Origin of the sequence: uncultured Martelella sp., from assembly GCF_963677965.2 — a bacterium.
In the GTDB taxonomy this organism is placed as follows: domain Bacteria; phylum Pseudomonadota; class Alphaproteobacteria; order Rhizobiales; family Rhizobiaceae; genus Martelella; species Martelella mangrovi.
The window spans coordinates 82,130-102,315 of sequence record NZ_CAXXFM010000002.1; the positions used below are offsets into that span (position 1 = coordinate 82,130).

The 20,186-nt window shown below is 58.4% G+C and carries 24 protein-coding genes and 1 tRNA gene; 19 read left to right on the forward strand and 6 right to left on the reverse strand.

Translation table 11 applies throughout. From position 1 onward, the window contains the following. Nucleotide 1 precedes the first annotated feature (1 nt). The 3 genes from ACHZCU_RS17615 to ACHZCU_RS17625 are packed head-to-tail and all read left to right on the forward strand — an operon-like array spanning nt 2 to nt 2,947. Nucleotides 2-928: an ABC transporter permease subunit gene (locus ACHZCU_RS17615; protein ID WP_106308947.1), complete on the forward strand. Its 927-nt coding sequence runs from the start codon at nt 2-4 to the stop codon at nt 926-928. A gap of 1 nt (nt 929) precedes the next feature. Continuing rightward, nucleotides 930-1,931, forward strand: a complete 1,002-nt coding sequence (locus tag ACHZCU_RS17620; RefSeq protein WP_319519892.1) for an oligopeptide/dipeptide ABC transporter ATP-binding protein — start codon at nt 930-932, stop codon at nt 1,929-1,931. Further along, the gene (locus ACHZCU_RS17625) at nt 1,928-2,947 is read left to right on the forward strand and encodes an oligopeptide/dipeptide ABC transporter ATP-binding protein (protein ID WP_106308953.1); all 1,020 of its coding nucleotides are present in this window, start codon (nt 1,928-1,930) and stop codon (nt 2,945-2,947) included. The genes ACHZCU_RS17620 and ACHZCU_RS17625 overlap by 4 nt, the downstream gene beginning before the upstream one ends. Nucleotides 2,948-2,980: 33 nt before the next feature. Here the strand turns inward: ACHZCU_RS17625 and ACHZCU_RS17630 are convergent, their stop codons facing one another. Together ACHZCU_RS17630 and ACHZCU_RS17635 are read right to left on the reverse strand one after the other, a co-directional pair. Next, nucleotides 2,981-3,607, reverse strand: coding sequence for a nucleoside/nucleotide kinase family protein (locus tag ACHZCU_RS17630; protein WP_394706129.1), 627 nt, complete (start codon nt 3,605-3,607; stop codon nt 2,981-2,983). 45 nt (nt 3,608-3,652) lie between these two features. Beyond that, nucleotides 3,653-4,672, reverse strand: coding sequence for a LacI family DNA-binding transcriptional regulator (locus ACHZCU_RS17635; RefSeq protein WP_319519893.1), 1,020 nt, complete (start codon nt 4,670-4,672; stop codon nt 3,653-3,655). A 220-nt stretch (nt 4,673-4,892) separates the two neighbouring features. Between ACHZCU_RS17635 and ACHZCU_RS17640 the strand changes: the two genes are divergently transcribed. The 8 genes from ACHZCU_RS17640 to ACHZCU_RS17675 all read left to right on the forward strand — a co-directional run bounded on the left by ACHZCU_RS17640 (nt 4,893) and on the right by ACHZCU_RS17675 (nt 12,615). After that, nucleotides 4,893-5,849: a substrate-binding domain-containing protein gene (locus ACHZCU_RS17640; protein WP_319520123.1), complete on the forward strand. Its 957-nt coding sequence runs from the start codon at nt 4,893-4,895 to the stop codon at nt 5,847-5,849. Between the two features lie 73 nt (nt 5,850-5,922). Next, the gene (locus ACHZCU_RS17645) at nt 5,923-7,449 is read left to right on the forward strand and encodes a sugar ABC transporter ATP-binding protein (RefSeq protein ID WP_319519894.1); all 1,527 of its coding nucleotides are present in this window, start codon (nt 5,923-5,925) and stop codon (nt 7,447-7,449) included. Continuing rightward, entirely contained in the window at nt 7,442-8,464 is a 1,023-nt protein-coding gene (locus ACHZCU_RS17650) for an ABC transporter permease (protein ID WP_319519895.1), read from the forward strand. The genes ACHZCU_RS17645 and ACHZCU_RS17650 overlap by 8 nt, the downstream gene beginning before the upstream one ends. Beyond that, nucleotides 8,461-9,501 (forward strand): ABC transporter permease, encoded by a 1,041-nt coding sequence (locus tag ACHZCU_RS17655; RefSeq protein WP_319519896.1) that lies wholly within the window; start codon nt 8,461-8,463, stop codon nt 9,499-9,501. Before ACHZCU_RS17650 ends, ACHZCU_RS17655 begins: the two co-directional genes overlap by 4 nt. Then, nucleotides 9,498-10,352 carry a sugar phosphate isomerase/epimerase gene (locus ACHZCU_RS17660; RefSeq protein ID WP_319519897.1) on the forward strand — a complete coding sequence of 285 codons (855 nt, stop codon included), beginning with the start codon at nt 9,498-9,500 and terminating at the stop codon, nt 10,350-10,352. Before ACHZCU_RS17655 ends, ACHZCU_RS17660 begins: the two co-directional genes overlap by 4 nt. 354 nt (nt 10,353-10,706) lie before the next feature. Continuing rightward, complete coding sequence (locus ACHZCU_RS17665; protein WP_319519898.1) at nt 10,707-11,324, forward strand: helix-turn-helix domain-containing protein; 618 nt, start codon at nt 10,707-10,709, stop codon at nt 11,322-11,324. A gap of 278 nt (nt 11,325-11,602) precedes the next feature. Then, entirely contained in the window at nt 11,603-11,902 is a 300-nt protein-coding gene (locus ACHZCU_RS17670; protein ID WP_319519899.1) for an HNH endonuclease, read from the forward strand. 23 nt (nt 11,903-11,925) lie between these two features. Then, a complete protein-coding gene (locus tag ACHZCU_RS17675; RefSeq protein WP_319519900.1) occupies nt 11,926-12,615 on the forward strand; it encodes a terminase TerL endonuclease subunit in 690 nt (229 codons plus the stop codon). Here ACHZCU_RS17675 and ACHZCU_RS17680 read toward each other — a convergent pair. Beyond that, entirely contained in the window at nt 12,542-13,387 is an 846-nt protein-coding gene (locus tag ACHZCU_RS17680) for a DUF4145 domain-containing protein (protein ID WP_319519901.1), read from the reverse strand. The genes ACHZCU_RS17675 and ACHZCU_RS17680 overlap by 74 nt on opposite strands. A 2-nt stretch (nt 13,388-13,389) precedes the next feature. Next, nucleotides 13,390-13,620, reverse strand: coding sequence for a helix-turn-helix transcriptional regulator (locus ACHZCU_RS17685; RefSeq protein ID WP_319519902.1), 231 nt, complete (start codon nt 13,618-13,620; stop codon nt 13,390-13,392). 92 nt (nt 13,621-13,712) lie between these two features. Between ACHZCU_RS17685 and ACHZCU_RS17690 the strand changes: the two genes are divergently transcribed. The 6 genes from ACHZCU_RS17690 to ACHZCU_RS17715 all read left to right on the forward strand — a co-directional run bounded on the left by ACHZCU_RS17690 (nt 13,713) and on the right by ACHZCU_RS17715 (nt 17,355). Beyond that, a complete protein-coding gene (locus ACHZCU_RS17690; protein ID WP_319519903.1) occupies nt 13,713-14,285 on the forward strand; it encodes a hypothetical protein in 573 nt (190 codons plus the stop codon). Between the two features lie 85 nt (nt 14,286-14,370). Further along, nucleotides 14,371-14,979: a hypothetical protein gene (locus tag ACHZCU_RS17695; RefSeq protein ID WP_319519904.1), complete on the forward strand. Its 609-nt coding sequence runs from the start codon at nt 14,371-14,373 to the stop codon at nt 14,977-14,979. Nucleotides 14,980-15,183: 204 nt separating this feature from the next. Then, nucleotides 15,184-16,425 carry a phage major capsid protein gene (locus tag ACHZCU_RS17700; protein ID WP_319519905.1) on the forward strand — a complete coding sequence of 414 codons (1,242 nt, stop codon included), beginning with the start codon at nt 15,184-15,186 and terminating at the stop codon, nt 16,423-16,425. Nucleotides 16,426-16,427: 2 nt separating this feature from the next. Beyond that, the gene (locus ACHZCU_RS17705) at nt 16,428-16,703 is read left to right on the forward strand and encodes a head-tail connector protein (protein ID WP_319519906.1); all 276 of its coding nucleotides are present in this window, start codon (nt 16,428-16,430) and stop codon (nt 16,701-16,703) included. Next, nucleotides 16,700-17,134 carry an HK97 family phage prohead protease gene (locus ACHZCU_RS17710; RefSeq protein WP_319519907.1) on the forward strand — a complete coding sequence of 145 codons (435 nt, stop codon included), beginning with the start codon at nt 16,700-16,702 and terminating at the stop codon, nt 17,132-17,134. The genes ACHZCU_RS17705 and ACHZCU_RS17710 overlap by 4 nt, the downstream gene beginning before the upstream one ends. Then, nucleotides 17,131-17,355 (forward strand): hypothetical protein, encoded by a 225-nt coding sequence (locus ACHZCU_RS17715; protein ID WP_319519908.1) that lies wholly within the window; start codon nt 17,131-17,133, stop codon nt 17,353-17,355. Before ACHZCU_RS17710 ends, ACHZCU_RS17715 begins: the two co-directional genes overlap by 4 nt. Here ACHZCU_RS17715 and ACHZCU_RS17720 read toward each other — a convergent pair. Continuing rightward, entirely contained in the window at nt 17,318-18,136 is an 819-nt protein-coding gene (locus tag ACHZCU_RS17720; protein ID WP_319519719.1) for an IS5 family transposase, read from the reverse strand. The two genes, ACHZCU_RS17715 and ACHZCU_RS17720, sit on opposite strands and share 38 nt — an antisense overlap. A gap of 15 nt (nt 18,137-18,151) precedes the next feature. Between ACHZCU_RS17720 and ACHZCU_RS17725 the strand changes: the two genes are divergently transcribed. Beyond that, nucleotides 18,152-18,814: a tyrosine-type recombinase/integrase gene (locus ACHZCU_RS17725; protein WP_319519909.1), complete on the forward strand. Its 663-nt coding sequence runs from the start codon at nt 18,152-18,154 to the stop codon at nt 18,812-18,814. Between the two features lie 29 nt (nt 18,815-18,843). Here ACHZCU_RS17725 and ACHZCU_RS17730 read toward each other — a convergent pair. Beyond that, a tRNA-Ser gene (locus ACHZCU_RS17730) sits at nt 18,844-18,933 on the reverse strand. 313 nt (nt 18,934-19,246) lie between these two features. Between ACHZCU_RS17730 and ACHZCU_RS17735 the strand changes: the two genes are divergently transcribed. Continuing rightward, a complete protein-coding gene (locus ACHZCU_RS17735; RefSeq protein WP_319519910.1) occupies nt 19,247-20,143 on the forward strand; it encodes a septal ring lytic transglycosylase RlpA family protein in 897 nt (298 codons plus the stop codon). The last annotated feature ends 43 nt before the right edge of the window (nt 20,144-20,186 follow it).

A 20,186-nucleotide genomic window follows, 5' to 3' on the forward strand; every position in this document is an offset into this window, starting at 1 on the left:
CATGCTGATCGAAAGAGAGAAAATTCAAAGCCTGTCCGAGGCCATGGCCGATGAGGCGGAAAAGGGGCGTTCGCCCTGGGCGGATGCCCGTATACGGTTCTTCAAGAACCGGCAGGCCGTGGTCGGGCTCTGTCTGCTCGTCTTTGTCGTTCTCTTCGCGGTAGCAGGTCCGTGGATTGCGCGCTGGTCGATCGACGAGATCGATTTCATGGTCATGGGCGACATCGTGCGCGAAGGCGCGCCGTCGCTGGCCAATGGCCATTATTTTGGAACCGATGATCTCGGCCGCGATCTTTTCGCGCGAACGGTGCTGGGCACGCAGATTTCGCTGGCCGTCGGCCTTATCGGCGCTTCCATCGCGGTGATCGTCGGCACGATCTATGGCGCTGCCGCGGGCTTTCTCGGCGGCCGGGTCGACAACCTGATGATGCGCACCGTCGATATCCTGCTTGCCATCCCCTACATGTTCGTTCTGATACTGCTGCTGGTGATGTTCGGCCGTTCGATCGTGCTGCTGTTTGTCGGCATCGGGCTGTTGTCCTGGCTCGACATGAGCCGCATCGTCCGGGGCCAGACGCTCTCCCTGAAAGGCCGTGAATATGTCGAGGCGGCGCGGGCGACGGGGGTTGCCTCCGGCACCATCATTCGCCGCCATATCGTTCCCAATCTGCTGGGCGTCGTCATCGTCTACGCGACACTGCTGGTGCCGGGCATGATCCTGTCGGAAAGCTTCATCTCCTTCCTTGGCCTCGGGGTGCAGGAGCCGCTGACCAGTCTCGGCGCGCTGATCTCGCAAGGCGCGGCCACGATGAATTACGGCACGCTCTGGCAGCTGATCTTCCCGCTCTTCTTCTTCATCGTCACGCTGTTTTCCTTCTTCTTCCTGGGAGACGGGCTGCGCGACGCACTAGACCCGAAGGATCGCTGACATGGCGCTTCTCGATGTTTCCAATCTGGATATCCGGTTCACCACCAATTCCGGCCCCGTCTTCGCCGTGCGCGGCGTCGATTTCAAGCTCGATCGCGGCGAGACATTGGCAATCGTCGGCGAAAGCGGATCGGGCAAAAGCCAGACCGTTTTCGCGATGATGGGCCTGCTTGCTGCAAACGGCACGGCCTCCGGCTCGGTGCGGTTCGACGGAACCGAGATCCTCAATGCGCCGCCCAGGGTGATCAATCCCATCCGTGCCAACCGCATGGCGATCATCTTTCAGGACCCGATGACCTCTCTGAACCCCTATATGCGGGTTGCAGAACAGATGGCGGAAGTGCTGCAGCTCCACAAGGGCATGTCGAAACGCTCCGCGATTGCCGAAAGCGTGCGCATGCTGGATGCCGTGCGCATTCCCGATGCGAAATCGCGCGTCAGCCTTTATCCGCACGAGTTTTCCGGCGGTATGCGCCAGCGGGTGATGATCGCCATGGCGCTGCTCTGTCGCCCCGAAGTGCTGATCGCCGACGAGCCGACAACGGCGCTCGACGTGACGGTTCAGGCGCAGATCATGCATCTGCTTTCCGACCTCCAGCGCGATTTCGGCATGGCCCTCATTCTCATCACCCATGATCTGGGTGTGGTTGCCGGTGCCGCCGAGCGGGCGATGGTGATGTATGGCGGGCAGGTCATGGAAAAGGGCCCGGTCGACGCGTTGTTCAAGAATGCGACGCATCCCTATACGCGCGGGCTTATCGGCTCGATCCCGCGTGTTGACCGCAGTGACGACATGCTCCGTTCCATCCCCGGCAATCCGCCCAATATGGCGCGTCTGCAGCAGGGCTGTCCGTTCGCGCCGCGCTGCGATTTTGCCGATGAGGACTGTCTGGACCATCTCGACCCGCTGACGGAGTTTGCGCCGGGGCGGCTGCGCGCCTGCAACCGGCCGATTGCCGTGGTGACCAGTGGCGATGCCGAAGTCAGGGGAGATCTGCAATGACAAGTGATGTTCTGCTGAAGGCGGAAGATGTCCGCGTCACCTTCGATATCCATCGTTCAAGCAGCATGCCCTGGCAGAAGCCTTTGTCTCTGCATGCCGTCAATGGCGTCAGCTTCGAACTGCGCCCCGGGGAAACGCTGGGGATTGTCGGGGAATCCGGCTGCGGCAAGTCGACACTGGCGCGGGCGATGATCCGCATGGTTCCGGCAACGGGATCGGCGCTGTGGAACGGCGAGACCAACCTGCTGGAGCTTTCGCCGCGCGAGATGCTCAAATACCGCAGCGATATCCAGATGATCTTTCAGGACCCTCTGGCAAGCCTCAATCCGCGCATGAAGGTCGGCGATATCATCGCCGAGCCGCTGATCACCCACCAGAAGGGGATAGGCAAGGAAGAGGTGCGTGAACGGGTGCAGGAGATGATGAGCCGTGTGGGGCTTCTGCCCAACCAGATCAACCGCTATCCGCATGAATTCTCCGGCGGCCAGTGCCAGCGTATCGGCATTGCCCGCGCGCTGATCGTCCGTCCGAAGCTGATCATCTGTGACGAGCCGGTATCCGCGCTCGATGTTTCAATTCAGGCGCAGGTCATCAACCTGTTGATGGAGTTGCAGCGTGAACTGGGCCTTGCGCTGATGTTCATCGCCCATGACCTGTCGGTGGTGAAGCATATCTCGACACGGGTCATGGTGCTCTATCTCGGGCGGGTGATGGAGGTGGCGCCGAGCGACGAACTTTATGCCGCGCCGCAGCACCCCTATACCCAGGCCCTGCTTTCCGCTGTGCCGATCCCCGATCCCGAAATCGAGCGCAACAAGACGGCGCTGCCGCTTGAAGGCGACCTGCCAAGCCCGCTCAATCCGCCATCGGGCTGTGTTTTTCGCACCCGCTGCCCGCGTGCAACAGCCATATGTGCCGAACAAACGCCCCCGCTGCGCACAGACCCGGATAAAGGCTCTCAGCACAGTTTTGCCTGCCACCATCCGGGACCGGAGACAGAGGCGTTGACTGCGTGATTCACTGCGCTGGGCGATGAAGCCGGCGGCCTGTCAGCCATTCACCACGCGATAATCGGCGGGCCGGCTTTTTGCGAGGACGAGACGCATATTCGGCAGGTCATTGCCGTCCATCTTGCGCTCACGGTCTTCGGGGCTCAGATGTGCCCAACGCGCCGTCAGCCGGTCGTGCAGCGTCTTTTCCGGCACCTCGATGAAAACCGTCCTGTCGAACATCGCCGTGACCGGCTGCCAGCGGATATCGTCCAGAAGCAGATAATTGCCTTCGACGATGATCAGTCGCGCCTCAGGGCCGATAATGCGGGCCCCTGCGCGCGCGATTTCAATGCTTCGGTCAAACACCGGAACGGCGATTTCCGCACCGTCATCCGCCCGGATGCGCTGGAGGGCTGAGAGGAGGCCGCCGACATCAAACGTGTGCGGCGCGCCTTTGCGCGCCAGGTCCCCGCGCGCCTCAAGCACCATGTCGTCAAAATGAAACCCGTCCATGGGAAGGATCTGACCCTTCCCGGGCATTTTGTTGTTAATCAAAGAAAAAAGCACATCGGAAACATGACTTTTCCCCGCACCCGGAGCACCCGCCAGAGCAATAAGCTGACGACGGCTGCCGGCCGCAAGCTCTTGCAACTCCAAAGCAAGCTTTTCCAGCCCGATCTTCATGTTCATTCGTCTCCTCCCGGCCAAAGCGGCGATTTTTGAAAGTGGCTATTCGTATTCGGGCCCAGGGGCATCGATGATCAGTCGCGGCGGCACGACAGAAACCTCGCCGGCGCGCTCGTCCTCGCCATCGAACCACGAAAAGCAGACCTTGATCAGGTTTTCCACATCCTGCCTGAGCATGATGCTTTTTACCGGAAGGCAGGCTGCAAACGGGTCCCAGTCGAAACAGGCGACACGTATGTTTCCGGCAAGATCAGGCCGGTCACGCCAGAATGTTGCGAACCCCTCGAAGGTCGTGATCGAGTTGATGAGCAGGGCAAGCGGGGGGCTCTTCGTGTCGTCGAACAGCTTCGAAAGCGCCTCGCGGGCCGCGACCGGGCTGTAGCCGCAGCGGACGATATCCTCGTTGCCGGCGGTCCGGTTGTTTTCCTGCATGCCCGCCAGAAAACCTTCGATACGGCGGTCGGTGGCGTATTCGTGCTCCCGACCGCCGAGGAAGATCGCGCGTGCCGTGGGCGCCAGATCTTCGAGCAGGCGCCGTGTGAGGTCACGCGCGCCGCCGAAATTGTCTGTGACCACGGAAAAGGCGTCCGGTCCGGGAAGGTCGACGTTGACGCAGCGCACGCCCTTGTTGCGGCAGAGCCGATTGATGCCGGACGGGTTTTCCACACCGGCAACGACCAGCAGTTCGACCTCCTGCATGACCAGTTTGGCGGCGACCTGGCGCTCGATTTCCGGGTCACGCTGGGTGCTGACGACGATCGGGACAAGACCGCGCGCCCGCGCCTCGGTCTCGAAATTCTCGACCAGACCGGCAAAGAACCGGTTGCGATGGTGGGGAATGATCATGCCGGCCAGCGAGGAGCGCCCGAGGCGCAGGGCGCGTGCGCGCTGATTGGCCTGGTAGCCCAGCTTGGCGGCAAGAGCGAGGACACGCTCAGCCGTTTCCGGGTTGGTTCTGTGTTTTTTCCAGGTTCCGTTCAGCACAAAACTCACTGTTGATACAGACGTTTCAGCGGCCTCTGCAAGGTCGCGGATCGTCGTCTTTTTCTTCGGTTTTGGCATGTCTGAATCCGGTTTCACTGATTCCGCTTAGCGCTGTCCCTGCGAATATACAATCGCAAAACCGGGTTGACAGTGCAAGCTAAAAGGTTTTAGCTAAACATATTCGGTGAGACACGGCAGCAGGAGGCCGTCGCCGGATTTGCAGTTTTAACAGGAGGAGGAGATCCCAATGGCCTTTACGACCATGACCCGCCGCGCGCTTTTGGCAGGGGCGGCCACGATGATGACGGTGTTTGCCGGACCGGCAGTTCATGCGCAGGATCAGACCACGATCGGCGTTGTTGCCAAGATCGGCGGTATCCCGTGGTTCAATGCGATGGAAGCGGGTATTGAAGAGAAGGCCGAGGAGCTCGGCGTCAACGGTTTCATGATCGGCCCGACCAGTGCCGACCCGGCGCTTCAGGTTCGCGCCATTGAAGATCTGATCGCACAGGGCGTCGATGTCATCGGCGTCGTGCCGAACGATGCTGCGGTTCTCGAGCCGGTGCTGAAACGTGCCCGCGATCAGGGCATCATCGTCCTCACTCATGAATCGCCCGATCAGCAGAATGTCGACTGGGATTTCGAACTCGCGTCAGCCGTCGGCTTCGGAGAAGCCTATGGCAAGCAGCTGGGCGAGATGATGGATGGCGAAGGCAAATACGCCGTGTTTGTCGGCGGCCTTACGGTTCCGCTGCACAATGCCTGGGCCGATGCGGCCATTGCCTATATTCAGGAAAACTATCCGGATATGGAGCTCGTCGGCGACCGTTACGGCGTGGCCGAGGATGTGGACGCGTCGCGCAAGACCGCTCTCGACCTGATGCGCGCCAATCCCGATCTCGGCGGTATTCTCGGCTTCGGCAGCCAGGGCCCCATTGGTGCGGCGCGCGCTGTCGAAGAGCGCCGCAAAACGGGTGAGGTCGTTGTGCTGGGCCCGTTTTCTCCGGGGCAGGGCCGAAAGCTCGTCCATGACGGCGTGCTGTCCGGTGGGTTCATGTGGAACCCGAAACAGGCCGGCGAGGTGTTCGTGACGCTGGGCACGATGCTCGTCAATGGCGAGGAGATCGAGGCCGGGATGGATATCGAGGGCCTTGGTGTCATCGATCCCGATTTCGAAGGACGCGACATCATCGTTGATCAGCTGGTGCAGATCAACAAGGATACCGTGGACGATCTGGCCGCACTCGGCCTTTAGTGAAAGCGTCTGCGTTCGGCGCCGTATGTCGGACGCAGACACTGACAGACCTTTCAAAATATCAGGTGGATCCATGACGGACGAGCAAACGCCCCGTGCGGCGTCGGCTGGCGACGGCCCATGCCTGTTGCGCCTTGAGCATGTCTCCAAACGTTTCGGTGGAGTGCAGGCTCTCGATGATGTCTCTTTCAATGTCTGGCCCGGCGAAGTGCTCTGCCTTGCCGGAGAGAACGGCTGCGGAAAGTCAACGCTGATCAAGACGGTCAGCGGCGTGCACAAGCCGGAGCCGGGTGCGGTGATGGAATGGGACGGCGCGGATATGACCGATCTCGACCCCGCCAAAGCCCGCGCAATGGGCATTCAGGTGATCTGGCAGGACCTGGCGCTGTTTCCCGAAATGAGCGTGGCCGAAAACATCGCCTTTGAACGCAATCTTGGCGGCAAGCCCAGGCTCGTCAATCACGATGCCATGCGCCGGGAGGCTGCCGACATTCTGGATCGCCTCGGCGTGTCGATCGATCTGGAGGCGAAGGTTTCTTCGCTGTCGATCGCCAACCGGCAGCTGGTTGCCGTCGCGCGCGCGCTGATTGCCGATGCCCGTCTGGTCTTCATGGACGAACCGACGGCATCCTTGTCGCGGCATGAAACGGAGGCGCTGGTTGCAATCGTTCGGCGGTTGTCGGAACAAGGGGTCGCTGTTGTCTTCGTCAGCCACCGTCTTGCCGAGGTTCTCGACGTTTGCTCCAGGGTCACCGTGCTCAGAGATGGCTGCTATGTCGGCACCTATCCGACCGAAGGGATGACACAGGCGCGTCTGACCGAGTTGATGACCGGCCGCAATTTTGATTATGAGGTGCGTGCGCCGCAGGCAAACCACGCGGCCCCGCTTGTTTCGGTGCGTGGACTGACCCGTCACGGCGAATATCAGGATATCGATCTGGATATTGCGCCCGGTGAGATCGTCGGCCTGACCGGGCGTTTGGGGGCAGGGCGAACCGAACTTGCGCTGACCCTGTTCGGCATGAACTTTCCTGATGAGGGCGAGATCGTGATGGAGGGGAAGCCGCTTCGGTTGATGTCGAACCGGGACGCGATCCGTGCGGGGATTGCCTATGTCTCGGAGGACCGCTTGTCGCTCGGGCTGGTTCAGCCGCAGTCGATTGCAGACAATACCGTAATTTCCGTTCTCGATCGTCTGCTCAGCAATGGCCTGCTGTCAGCGACGAAAAAGAAGAAGCTGGTGGATGACTGGATCGGCCGGTTGCGGGTGAAGATCGGTGAAACCACGGACCCGGTTTCCAGCCTGTCCGGTGGCAATCAGCAACGTATCGTGCTGGCCAAATGGCTGGCGACCAATCCCAAACTGCTGATCCTCGACAGTCCGACGGTGGGTGTCGATGTCGGCGCGCGCGCCGGAATTTTCGATATCGTCAGCGATCTGGCCGCCAGAGGGATGGCAATCCTTCTGATCTCCGATGAGACACCGGAAGTCTATTTCAACGCTGACCGTGTCCTGCATATGCGTGATGGACGGATCGTTGAAACATTCCAGCCCGCCGAAACCGATATCGAACGCATCGAGGAGGCGGTTCATGCGTAAATACCTTCCAAGACTGACCGGAACGGAACTGTGGCTGTCGGCGGTCATTGCGCTGATCGTTGTCGGCCTCTCGGTCACCACCGATACCTTCTTCACGCTCGTCAACCTGTTTGATCTTCTGAACTATTCGGCGGTGAATATCATTTTCGCCGCTGGCCTGCTGGTCGTTCTGATTGCCGGCGGCATCGATATATCCTTTGCCGTTGCCGCATCGGTCGTTCAGTACCTTCTGGCAACCACCCTGATGCAGTTCGGTGGCGGAAACTGGGCTTTCGGCTTTGCTCTGGCCATCAGTTTCGGTGCGATGCTGGGCGCCATCAATGCGGCGATGATCTATCATTTCCGCATCATCTCGATTGTCGTCACCATCGCCACCTTCAACCTGTTCTTCGGACTTCTCATGTTCGCCACAGGCGGCGTGTCGATATACCTGCTGCCCGACTGGATGGTGGATCGCGTTGTCCTGTTCGAACATGAAACCGCGATAGGATGGGCGGAAATCACCTTGCCCGTTGCCGTCATGGCGGTGGTCGTGTTCGCGACATGGCTCCTGCTGCGGCGACTGAATCTGGGGCGTCAGCTGTTCGCCATGGGCGACAATACCGAAGGCGCGCGGCGGCTGGGTATCAATATCGGCGCCATGCACTATCTCGCCTATTGCTGGCTGGGCGCCTGTGCCGGCATCGCCGGGCTGATGCAGGCGCATTATGCCCAGGAAGTGGTGCCGAATGCGCTCTATGGCCGGGAGCTGGAGGTTCTGGCTGCTGTCGTCCTCGGCGGAGCCCGCCTTGGCGGCGGTCGCGGCACGCTTCTTGGCGCGGTCCTCGGTCTGGCGCTGATTGCCATTACCCAGAACGGGCTGAACCTGCTCGGCATCTCCCCATACGCGTTCCGCATGATTGTCGGTGCAATCATCCTCATCGCCATCGCGATGTCTGCTGAAACGCTGGGGCTCGTGAACGAAAAGCTGCGCCGCTTCAAGGCAAATACCGGCCCGACGGGAGTGACCAGATGACACGAACGTTCAACAATCTGTTTCCCCGCACTGCCGCCAGCAGCGAGATCTTCGGCCTTGTTGTCGTGCTGTTTGCCCTGATCGCGCTGTTCGGATCGCTTTCGGACCGGTTTCTGACAGGCGCGACCTTCTCGTCAATCGCTTTCCAGCTGCCCGAACTCGGCCTTCTGACACTGGCGATGTTCATTCCGATCCTCTCGGGAGGGCTCAATCTGGCCATCACGTTTTCGGCCAATATTTCCGGGCTCGTTCTGGCCTGGGTGATTACATGGGGCGGCGGTGCAGATGCCGGCCCGGCAGTGATCATTCTGGCTGTCGTCGCCGCGCTTTTAAGCGGCATCGTCATCGGCTGGGTGCTCGGGGCCATCATTGCCTATACCGGCGCGCATCCGATCCTGGCCTCGCTTGCGATGATGATCTTTCTGCGCGGACTGGGAGAATTTTTGACCCGCGGCGGCAGTGTCTCCGGTTTTCCGCCCGCCATTTCGGCGCTGGGGCAGGGGACCGTGATGGGTATTCCCGCGCCGCTGATTGTCTTTGCGGTCTGTGTGGGGCTCTGGGCACTTCTTCTCAACCGTACACGGCTTGGCTTTTCGATCTTCATGCTCGGGTCAAACCCGGAGGCAACGCGCTATTCCGGCATTGATACCCGTTTCACCCTGACCATGATCTATGCACTGTCGGGCTTCATGTGCGCGGTTGCGGGCATCATCATGGCCAGCCGTTTCAACTCGGTCCGTGTCGGTCACGGCGAAGCCTATCTTCTGATCACCGTTCTGGCCTGCTTTCTCGGCCGGGTCGATCCGTTCGGCGGGTTCGGGCGTGTCTCGAGCGTCGTGCTGGCACTCATCATCCTGCAGATCATTGGCTCCGGCCTGAACCTGCTCGGCACCAATCAGCATCTCGCAACGGCCCTTTGGGGCGGTATCCTGCTGGCCGTCATGGTGTCGCGTTATCTTTGGTCGCACCGTGGTCGTGTCGCCAGTTTCAAAACCAAACTTTCACTTTCAACTTCGCAGCAAGGAAAACAACAATGAGTATCAGTGGGTTCGGCGTTCACACTGCCATGTGGGCCATGGAATGGAACCGCGAAGCGGCCGAGTTTGCCATTCCCGACGCCGTGAAATACGACATCGACTTTCTCGAAATCACCATGCTTGATCCCGAAGGCGTTGACGCAGCACACACGCGTGGTCTGCTGGAAAAGAACGAAGTCGAGTGCGTGTGCTCGCTCGGCCTTCCGCTGGACCGGTTGCCGACAAACAATCCGGAGGGCGCTCTGGAATTTCTCTACATGGCGATCGACAAGTCTTCCGCCATCGGCGCGAAAGCCATGAGCGGGGTCATTTACGGCGGTCTTGGCCAGCGCACCGGCAAGCGACCGACCGAGGCTGAATATGACGCCACTGCCCGTGTGGTTGCGAAAGCGGCCGCCTATGCCAAATCAAAGGGCATGGATTACGGTTTGGAAGCGGTCAATCGTTACGAAAACCACCTGCTGAACACCTCCGACCAGGCCGTGATGCTGTGCGAGAAGATCGGTGCCGACAATGTCTTCGTGCATCTCGATACCTACCACATGAATATCGAGGAAAAGGGCATTGCGCAGGGCATTCTGAAAGCGCGTGAACATCTGAAATATATTCACCTTTCAGCATCGGACCGCGGCACGCCGGGGCGCGACACCATTGCCTGGGATGAAGTATTCACCGCACTGGCGGCCATCGACTACAAGGGCGGCATGGCAATGGAGAGCTTCATTACAGTTCCGCCTCAGGTCGCCGAAGCACTGTCGGTCTGGCGCGATGTTGCGCCTGCCCGCGAAGAGGTGCTGACGGACGGGCTTGGTTTCCTGAGGATGAAAGCCAATCAGTACGGCCTGATCTGACAGGCCGCTGACACGCTGCAATACTTGCAAGGGCGCGGGACCATAGATGGAGCCACGCGCCTTTCGTTTGCGCGGCTTGCACGACTTTCCCGTTTCACGATCGTGTGGGTGGGCGAGAAATACGGCGAGACGTCTGAAAACAAAGCCGATGCGTTTTGCTTTGAAAAGGCCGAAAAGCGCGAGCAAGTATGGCGGAGGAGGTGGTTATGTGCCTTCCGCCAGAAAAACAATACCTTAGTCTGTCTGCACCGCCCATTTATACCGTTGAAATTGTTGACGTTTTTTCGCCAAGGTCCAACGCATTTACGGCCTCTCTGATCATCTCTCACACGCTCGAAATGGCGGGAGTGTGACATGGCGCTTTTGAGAGAAAACGACGTTCTGTTCGCCTACAAGGCATTGAACCTTATTCCGGGTCTACCCGAAGCCTCACGCCGTGTTGCCGGCGCGATCCTTGACCACTTCAACAAGAAAGACGGACAGTGCGATCCCGGCATTGAACGGCTATCGCGTATGCTCGGCCTGAACCGCTCAACGGTCATCCGTGCGACGGAAAAGCTGGACGAACTCGGCCTGATCGGGAAGGACAGCCACGGCGGCAAAGCGCATCGTGCCAGCTACAAGCCGAACTGGTCACTCTTCAGAGCCATCGTCGAAGATTGGGATGCCCGCATGATCAAGGGAGAAGCTCCCTCGAATGAAGCCGCTCAAAGGGGTGACATGGTGTCACCTGTCGCTTCTGGAGCCCCTGAAATGACGGCCGCCAAAATGTCCACGGGTGACATGGTGACACCCGTCAGCGACGAAAACTCAGGATCAAAGGTCGCAGGCCTGCAACGTTCAAGGTCGCAGCGCTGCAACCCAAACCCTTCGAATAAACCCATCGAAAGAACCCATAGAAGCGGAGCAAGTGGAAACGCGGCAGCAAGAGCCGCCACGAGAGCGACCGCAGAAAGACCGGAATGGGCTTAGGAATGGATGGAGCAAGCAGGCAGGACAGCGTTCCCTCCTCTTGCCCATTGCCGGAGGAAAGCCCGCACGGTCAGTCTCTCACGCTCAGGCAGCCAGAGCGGCGGCAGACAGGCGCTTGGGAACGGCTTTGAACGATCTTGGCGTAGAGGCATCGGCTGAGGTGCTTGACTGGATCACTGAGGAACGTCACGCGGCGGCAGTCGAAGCGGAAATGCGATGGCACGGCGGCGGAATGGCCTATATTCGGGAGGGGATTGGCGGGGAAAGGTTGGTTGCTCATGGCTGACTGGCCCTGCAACACGGCAGCTTGGCGGCGGCTGCGCATGGCAAAGCTGGCGGCGGAACCACTTTGCTACGCCTGCAAGCTTCGAGGGCAGATTGCTGAGGCCAAGGCGGTTGACCATATCACGGCAATCAACGCTGGCGGTGATCCGTTCCCGGCTTTGGATGGCCTGATGAGCCTTTGCGAACGATGCCACAACGACAAGACCAACGCTGTTGACCGGCCAGACCGGCGCGGCTCGGGGCGGCGGTTCAAAGGCTTCGACCTTGAAGGCAAAGCGCGTTTCGCAATCTGATCCTCAACCAGCGGGTTTCGGCTGTGTCCCGGTTCATTCACAAGGCCGAATGGGATCGCTGCAACGCCGCGTCGGACCTTGCCAGCCTCAAGGGCCGCGAATGCTATGGCGGGCTGGACCTTTCCGGCTCACGCGACCTCACGGCCTTTGTTCTGGTGTTTCCGAAGGAAAGCGGCTTTGACGTTCTCTGCCGTTTTTTCATGCCGGAGGCGCATATTGCGGAGCGCTCAAACGAAGACCGGGTGCCTTATGACCTATGGGCCAGACAGGGCCATATCACGCTTATTCCCGGCTCAACCATCGATCCGGGCTTTGTCGCTCACGCGATCATGGAAGCGGCGCAAGAATACGACCTCAAGGCTGTTGCCTATGACCGCTGGCGAATTGAAGACCTGAAACGGGAACTGGCACTGTTTGGCGGCTCAATCCCGCTGGAACCCTTCGGGCAGGGCTTCAAGGATATGTCGCCCGCCGTCGATACGCTGGAGCGACATGTGGCCGAACGGATGCTTGCCCATGCTGGCAACCCCGTGCTGAACATGTGGGCCGCCAATGCCGTTGTCACGCGTGATCCGGCAGGCTCCCGCAAGCTGGACAAGTCCAAGGCCACGGGGCGCATTGACGGGCTTGTGGCGCTCGCTATGGCCCTTCAGGTTTCGGGGCGTCATGAGCCGGAGGCGCTTCCGGCGTGTCTAGCGGAGTTGATGGTTTAGTATTCTTGCCATCGCGGCGTTCAATACTCGCTTTTGTGTTTTCAGGCAGCAGAGCATATAGTTCTTCGGCCTCACGCACCTCAGTAATCATTTTTTCGACGATGCGGTTGATGCAAACCAGAAGAAATTTAGCAATTTGTCTATCATCGCGAAGATCCAATTGGCCAGGATGCACAGCGTTGTTGCCAACTACTCGAACCCCATCTAGCATTTTTTGTATCTTATCAGGAAGACCTCTGCTAACCAGCTCCCCAATTTGAGCATCAAGCTTTTTCTTTGGATTACAACCCAATTCAATACATAGTTCCTGCAAAGCTAACCGAGAAAGTGCTGCGGAAGCTCTGGGGGACGCGCTCAAACATCGAGAAGCTTCTATGAAAGTGCGCTTGATGGGCTCAGGTAGGTCCGTATTGGGGGCGATTTCCTGCTCGGAGGGATAGAGCATGGCGTCATATTTCCATACAGAAACGCCTCCACAGTGGTGGCACCTTTCCAGAAACAGATTGTGAACTTTTAAACCCTTGTGAGTTACAAACTTCCGTTCAATCCGAATATCTCCGTCAACAAGCCTTTTTTGTAGTTCTAATAGCTCTTCTTTTGGGGTCGTCGCCGTCGCCTCTCCCATAACCAAATCGTAGATCTCAGATTTAGTGGGAGTTTTTGTCCCTAAACTTCCGGCATAGGTTTGATGCCACGTATGGACGGTGTTTATGCCGCAAAACGGACAGGTGAACCCTCTTTCGTTAATGCTCGGCGGAATAGTGTTAGCCATAATCACAACCCCTTCTGAAGACGCACCCCGGGCCCTTCTCCATTCGCTTCGACGAAAATCACACCAGCACGTTCAAACGCTGATTGCAAAGCTTCAATTGTTCTCGGAAGCAAGTCTTCTCCCCGCTCAAACCGTGAAACGGTGTCGACGGACACGCTCGCTTGCTTGGCAAGATCGCGGACGCCCCAGCCGACAGCGGCGCGGGCCATTTTGCATTGAATGGGTAAGATCATAACATTGTACCGATTTCATATTGACGCACTGACTCAGTGCGGTTATCGTAACAATGCACTGATTTCATAATCCAGACAATGGAGCAACGCGAATGAACACTCATTTTCGCGAAGGGGATAGCTTTGTCAGCCTTCTGGAGGTCACGCCGGAGCTGCGCAAGGGCATCGAACAAACGGTTGAACAACTGATCGCGTTGCTCGATCTCTTTGACGGCGACGAAAACTCGGAAGACGACGGAACTGCCGAACCTCTTAACGGCTGGCCGAATGGCGACCATTTCCCACCGCACTCGGTCACCAATGCCCTGTCCTGCGATGATGACCGGGAAAATGATAACGCCGACTATGAGGACAACGCCGATTGCGAGCCGTGGCTCGGCTGGACTGTAGACGGCGAAACTGGCTCGCCTTGCGATGCCGACCTCGAAAGCAATGGCGATGAGCAAGAGCCGTTGTGCGGCTGGAGCGAGGGCGTAGACCAGACCGACCCTAAAAGCAGGGAAACGACGCGCCCGCAGGAATGGAGCTCTCATTCCGGGTTTGACGGCAGCGGCGAACGTGTTGGCATGAGCCTCCTTCGCGAGAAGGTTGGCGACCGCGCGGCGCAGAATGTGGCTCAGACGGGCGTTCGGGCGTGGCGACATTGGTCCGGCACCGATCTCTAAATGTCAAAAACGCATTTTGTCTTGACTTTTCAGACAAAACAGGTCATTTTCTGACAAAAGAGTTTTACACATTTAGGTTTTCAATATGGTCAAGACCACCCAATTTATCGACGGAATGGCAGGCGCGACAGGGCTTTCAGATAAAACCATTCGCGTTGCATACCGGTCTTTGCGCGAAGCTGGCCTGATGACCACGGGTGCCCGTGGCGTCAATGCCCCTGACATGGTTTCAATGGATGCGGCCCGGATGCTGATCTGGGCGCTTGTGAGTGACCGTCCGGCGGATGGCCCGCAGGTTGTGGCTGATTTTGCAGGTTTGGCGCTTCAACTTGATCTGCTTGAAGGTTCGCATTTCGACAGTCTCCGCGCTGTATTTCCCGGCTTCTTTGAGCCTCATTGCTTCGAAACCGGCATCGAAATGCTGCTGAACCTTCTGAACGCTGAGGGTGGGGCCGATCCGGTTATTGAAGATTGCGCCATTGAAATCCGCTCTTCCGATCTGATCGGGATCATCGAAATCAATTCTGTCTCTTTCGTCTATGCGCTGAGCTTTGACCATGGCTCGCAAGGCGATCTGCGGAGCGCCAATAGCGGCTTTTTTGCAAAGAGGAGCGAATATCAGCGCCGCATCAAACAGTCCCGTCGGGTCGAAGTCGAGGAGATTGAGGAGATCGCCGCGATGTTCGCCGAATAGTTTCCCGCCATTCCCCGCGCCGTTCATTGAGGCTCCGCCAGCGAGCCAACAACGACAAGCAGCCCTCCGGGGCGCGGGGCCGAACGAACCACCGGACAAGGGCTGCACGCTGGCGAAATTCCCCGCCCACAAGGGCATTATTCAAAGCATACAACCTTACACATGAACTTGGTTCCGGACGGTCACAACCCAAAGGAACGACTTATGAAAAAACTGATCGAACTGCGCGAACAGCGTGCCGCCAAGGTCACGGAAATGCGCAACCTGCACAACAAGGAAACCCTCGCAGATAACGAAGAACAGCGCTTCAAGGCTTTGGAAACCGAAGTCGAAACCATTGACCGTCAGATTGGCCGCGAAGAACGGATGGCCGCTTTTGAGCGGGAAACCTCTGCTGAGGCGGTCAACGACAACGGCGAATATGGCCGCGAGCTTCGCAGCTATTCGCTTGCTGCTGCTGTCTCCGGCGCTCTTTCTGGCCGCCTCAACGGTCGCGAAGCCGAAGTCCATCAGGAACTGAGCCGGGGCCGTGAGAACCGTTCCGGCGCGAACGGAATTCATCTTGCAGTTCCATCCGAAATCCTGCTTGGCCGCACCGAAACGCGCGAACAGAGCGTCGGCACAGCAACGGCGGGCGGCTACACCGTGGCAACACAGCTTTCCGCTGTTGCTGACCGCTTCCGTCCGTCACTGAAGGTCGAAGGCATGGGCGCGACCGTGCTGCGCGGCCTGACGGGCTTTCTGGACCTGCCCAATATGATCGGCTCAGGGACAACCTCATGGGTTGCCGAAGGTGGCAATGCCGCGCGCTCTGCCGTGACTTTTGGCAAGGTGTCTATGGCTCCGAAGACAATCACTGGCGAATATGGCCTGACACGCCGCCTGATGCTTCAAAGCGATGAAGCAATGGAAACCATTCTTCGCCGCGATCTTGGCCTGATGCTGGCACAGGGGCTTGACCATGCTGCGATTGCCGGAACCGGTGCAGATAATCAGCCGCTTGGGTTGCTGCAAAATACTGCCGTTGCCGAGATCGCAGCCGACGCTGATGACTTTGCAAGCACTACTGCCGATCTGATTGCGGCTTTGGAAATGGATGACGTGACCGGCACAACCGGTTTTCTGACCAATCCCACGGTTATGAATACCTGCCGCAAGCTGAAAGATGCAGACGGCCATTCCTTCGCCATGGCCGAACTGTTCCACAATAATCGGGTTGAATCCTCGACACAGGTTCCCGCTGATCTTGGCGATAACGAAGACAAGTCGGCACTGATTTACGGCCAGTGGGGCGAGCTTTATCTCGGTTATTGGTCTGCGGTCGATATCCTGATTAATCCCTATCATCCGGACGTTGCCAGCAATGGCGGCGCGCTGCTTCATGCATTCCTCGACGCTGACGTGACTGTTCGCCACGGCGAAGCCTTCGCATACGCGGAGGTCTGATCATGGTGACGCTCGCTGACGCAAAGGCCCATTGCCGCGTTGATTTCGATGATGATGACGCCGTGATTGAACGCTTTATCGCGGCAGCGAGCGCGCATCTCGCATCGATCGGCGTGGACATGAGCGCCGACCCTCTGCCCGAACCGCTCGACCTGGCTGTGTTGTTGCTGGTCGGGCATTTTTACACGAACCGGGAAGCCTCCAGCGCGGAAGCACTGCGCCGCACACCCTTCGGTGTTGACCGGTTGATTGCCCCTTACCGGGAGAATTTTGCATGATGAACCTCGAAAAGCGGGGCCTTGCCGCTGAAATCCGCGCAAAAGGGCGCAGACTGGAAGGCTATGCCGCGACCTTCAACAACCCCGCTGTGATCGGCGGGGCCTTTTCCGAAACGATTGCGCCGGGGGCATTCTCCGGCTCGCTGCGTTCCGGGCGTGACGTGCTTGCCCTTGTCGATCACGATCCGGGCCGCGTACTGGCGCGGACGCGCTCTCACTCGCTGCGGCTCGGGAGGCTTACGCACAGGCGCTTGCAGGTGTTGAAGAATGGCGTTCGAATATCGGCGCAAGCCGGACCCGTCCGGGCTCATTCGATGCTCTGGCCGTCTCGTTCTATCGCTCACCGCTCTTTCAGGGGCGCAGGGACAGTACACAGAACACTTACAGGCCAATTATTGAACGGTTCCGGGCGAAGCACGGCAAACGCATGATCCGTGACCTTCACCGAGAACATATCAAAGCAATTCTTGGCGACATGCGAGAGACGCCACAGGCCGCAAATCGGCTTTTGTCGCTTCTCAAGATCATGCTCGATCACGCCTTGGACAACGGATGGATCGCAAGCAACCCTGCGGCAGGTATCAAGGGCTATTCTAAGAAGACTAAGAGTCTGTTCAAGAAAGCGGATATCGAGCGAGCCGCCTTGTCATGAGCTTGATCATAGCGGTCTGAATGAAGGCGAGGCTTGTTGCTGAGAACCGCTCGAAATCCTTTGCCAAACGGCGGTTTATCCCGAGCCACGCCAATGTTCGTTCGACAATCCAGCGCTTCGGCAGAACCTGAAAACCTGCTTGACTGCGCTTGACGATCTCCATCGGTCTCGGGCTTGCCTCTTCGACCCTTTGGCCTTGATAGCCGCCATCACCGCAGATTTTTTCGATGAAGGGAAAACGATTGGCGATTTTGTTGAACACGAACGCTGCTCCGTCACGATCCTGAATGTCTGCCGAGTGAACCTCGGCCTTTAGAAGCATACCGAGCGTGTCGACCAGGATGTGCCGTTTGCGGCCCTTGACCTTTTTGCCGGCATCATAGCCGACATCACGGCGGGCATCCGGGCCAGTCTTCACCGACTGGCTGTCAATGATGGCAAACGACGGCTGTTCCTCACGCCCCTCCAATCGCCGGGTCCGGCAATAGAGCGCGTCATGAATACGTCGCCATGTCCCGTCCCGGCAGAACCGTTTGAAATAGTGATGGACTGTGCTCTTCGGCGGAAAGTCGTGAGGCAGCAAAGCCCATTGGCAACCCGATTGCAGCAGGTAGAAAATGGCGTTTATCACGGCGCGAAGCGAAGTCCTGCGCCTGCGGCCGCGCGACGGCTGAGATGGCATAAAAGGCGCGATCATGCTCCATTCCCGATCCGTCAGGTCACTTGCGTAGCGCAGGCGGCTTCTGTCATGGTGACGCCGGGTGAAGGGTGTCCAGGCCATTCGATATCTCCGTATTTGTCGCAAAATACAAAGAATCTGATTGCCGCCCTTCACTCAACCCCGCGACGTCATCGCCATTCTTGGACAGACACTAAGGGCTTTCATACCTGGACTGAAGAAGAAATCGCCAAATTTGAAGCCTTCCACGCAGAGGGGACAAATGCGCGTCTTGCGCTCAATCTTCTGCTCTACACAGCCCAACGCAGAGGCGATGTGGTCAAGCTTGGATGGCAGAACATTCGCGGGAACCGCTTGCATGTCATTCAGCAAAAGACCGGGGTGGAGCTTGATCTCTTTATTTTGCCTGAGTTGGCCCAAACTTTGCAAACATTACCGCATGACAAACCGACCTTCCTCACGAATGGGCTGGGCAATCCCTTCACTGCTGCTGGCTTTGGAAACTGGTTTCGAGATCGCTGCACCGAGGCCGGGCTGACAAATTGCACCGCCCACGGGCTTCGCAAGGCCGCGGCCCGACGCATGGCTGAGGGTGGCATGAGCGCTGACACGATCAAAGCGGTGACCGGCCACACGAACCTCAAACAGGTATCCGTCTACACCGCAGCCGCCAATCAGGCGGCGCTGGCAGAACGCGGCATTAAAGCGATTTCCGGGAAGAAAAAGAGAACAGAAATTGTCCAACCAGTCGCCAAGGTTGGACAAACAGAAGGGAAATAATATGAAAAATCAGAAGCTTACAAAAAGAATGGCGGAGGAGGTGGGATTCGAACCCACGGTACGCTTTCACGCACGCCGGTTTTCAAGACCGGTGCCTTAAACCGCTCGGCCACTCCTCCGCAAAGGGCTGCGGTCCCGGCTACCGGTGTTGATCAGCCGTTTTCGGTGCAGCGAACGGGCTTTATCATCGCTGTCTTGTGGCGGTCAATGCCGTATTCGCGCGGATATGCCGATATCGCCATGCGGACATGATGCCCGGATCCGGATGGAATATCGATTGCAGTTATGGGTTGAATCGGCCGGGCGAATTTGATACCCGCCTTAAAGCAGCCACTAAGTCTCGCCATAGGGGACGATATTCAGATTTCAAGATGGTGGTTTCCGGCAGGTTTCAGCGGCTGGCCGATCAGGACAAATGGAAGAATTGCTGGCATGAGAGAATTTCGGTTATCTGCTTCGGTCGCCATGCTGGCCGTGACTGCATTGCTGAGCGCTTGCGCAACCACGGGCGATACATCCGAAACGAGCAAGGATGACGCCGCCGAAACAGCCAAGACGTCCGCAGAAAAGACGGCCACGTCCAAAAGCCTCGGTTATCAGAAAGTCGGAAAGCCCTATCAGGTGAAGGGCAAGTGGTACACGCCGAAAAGCGTTGATAAATATTCCAAGGAAGGCCTCGCCTCCTGGTATGGCCCGAATTTCAATGGCGGGCGCACTGCCAATGGCGAAATCTACGACATGAACCACCTGTCGGCGGCACACAAGACCCTGCCTCTGCCGAGCTATGTTCGCGTCACCAATCTGAAAAACGACAGTTCCGTTATCGTGCGCGTCAATGACCGTGGTCCCTTCGTCTCCGGGCGGATCATCGATCTTTCGAAAAAGGCCGCGGAAATGCTAGACATGACCGGCGCCGGCGTTGCCGACGTGCGGGTTGATTATGTCGGGCCGGCATCCCGTTCAGCTGACGATATGGACTACCTGCTGGCCTCATACCAGAAGCAGGCAGTTCCCCCGGGTGTCGATCCGCAACGCTTTGGCGATGCTTCGGTTCAGGTTGCCGAGGCGGAAATCAAGACAGAACCGGCGGGATCGGAGACCTTGCTGGGGCTGATCGAGAAGAAGAAATCGGTGAGCGATGCGGCCACAGCCGCAAACAAGGCCGTTGCCGCCGAGGCGAAAGTGGCTGAGGAGGCAAGTGCGCTTGCCCTCGTCGACAGCCAGTCCGACGAGCCGGGCAACCCGGCGAGCAAGGCCGCGGAATCGATCCTTGTCGAGGATGCCAGCCTCCCGGCCGCTGCCCCGATCCCCTTTAAAAAACAGGACTAGCCCGCCGCAGGGCTTTTTCCCTCGCCTGAATTCCTCTAAACCG